Here is a 1384-nt window from a genome sequence, read left to right as displayed (position 1 = left end):
CATGTACAGGACCTTAAGAAAACACTTCATTTGAAATTCCTTCTAAGGTCCTGTTCTGTATCGATTTTCGCTGCTTGGTTCGACGGGCATTTTTCGCCAAGTAAACGGCAGCCCATTCCAGACGCTCTCTTATTTCCTCCAACGCCCGATGAGCCACCGCTTCCAATAACGGGAACCACCAGGTTCCGCTATTTTTCGCCGCTTTCAGTGTGGATAAACCGTCCCCCATCAGCGTCTGAGCTACCCGTCTTTTCATCACCAGCGACAACAGGCTGGCCCACACCAGCCCCTCGGCAATGGCTTTCTGACCTGTCACAAAGCCCTTGAGCCGGTTGTGCGACTTCCACTCCTTAAACAGCAGCTCCACCTGCCAACGACAGCGGTACAGGCTCATCACCCGCTCTGCTGGCCATGCCTCTCGTGGCAGATTGGTCATCCAGATACAGAACCGTTTCTCCTCGGCAAACCAGCGTCGGATCAGCCGATACTCGAACTTGCCCGATTTCACCACCATATCCAGTACCTCTGCCCGACAGTGCCGCCGTCCAGCATCCTTGAGTGACAGGCCCGCCAGTTTCGGCACTTCCCGTTCGTCACCGCGCCATGCCCGGATAATCTTCGGGTTCAGGCTCTTACTACCCCTGACCAGATAGAAACCGTCCGCCTCGTTTACCTTCGCAAAGTAGGCCATATCGATGTAACCCGCGTCCGCCAACAGCAGGCTGTTATTGAGCCGCTCGGGCTCAGGCAGGAACTGGCGCTCTGACGCCGTATCGGCAGAGACCTGCATGCAAACTGGACGCTGCTCCAATAGAGACATGAGCATATGACACTCGATTGCCGCCGGGCTAATGGTCTTGAACCTTCCCGGAAACACTTCGGCCAGGCTTTTGTGGACGGCAAAGGAAGTACCATCCTGCAACAACACCTGTTTGAATGCGCCAAGGGATGCAGTCTTCATCTGTTGGCCGATACGCAAGGCGATAGCCCGTTCAACCAGCGCCTTCATGAACAGGGCGAACGACGCTTTGCGCAACTGGTTGTGAAAGGGCTTGTAGGAAACCTGATGGGCATCAACCAGTTGCAAGGCATTGAAATGATGGTGCAATCCAGCGATACCATCGACCTGGTCGCAGCCAAGTGCCCGCAAGAGTGCAGTCACCAGCATGGCAGGCGTAATGGCTCGTTTGCGCAAGCAAAATTGGCAGTCACGGGCAATGCGGTCGAGTTCGGCAGGCGAGAGAAGTTGCTCAAGATAGTGGTTGGCATCGATAATGGTCATGGCTTCGTGCGTGGCGGTTTTGTTTGGCGATAAAATCAGATCACAATCGAAGCCATTTTTATATCTATTTCAATTGGTTGCTGCTAAAGATCCTGTACATGA

General features: G+C 53.9%; 1 protein-coding gene. It reads right to left on the bottom strand.

Annotated features, from left to right (window positions below):
• Positions 1–13: 13 nt before the first annotated feature.
• Complete coding sequence (locus tag J9892_RS20600; protein WP_104454631.1) at positions 14–1282, bottom strand: IS4-like element ISAeme4 family transposase; 1269 nt, start codon at positions 1280–1282, stop codon at positions 14–16.
• Between the last annotated feature and the right edge of the window lie 102 nt (positions 1283–1384).

This window comes from Aeromonas sp. Prich7-2, assembly GCF_017939255.1.
Lineage (GTDB): Bacteria > Pseudomonadota > Gammaproteobacteria > Enterobacterales > Aeromonadaceae > Aeromonas > Aeromonas caviae.
The sequence above is the reverse complement of the archived record's forward strand: the minus strand, read 5'-3'. Positions and strand labels throughout refer to the sequence as shown.

Excerpts from the sequence above, each read along its gene's own strand:
- J9892_RS20600 (WP_104454631.1), bottom strand. The coding sequence starts at position 1,282 with ATGACCATTATCGATGCCAACCACTATCTTGAGCAACTTCTCTCGCCT.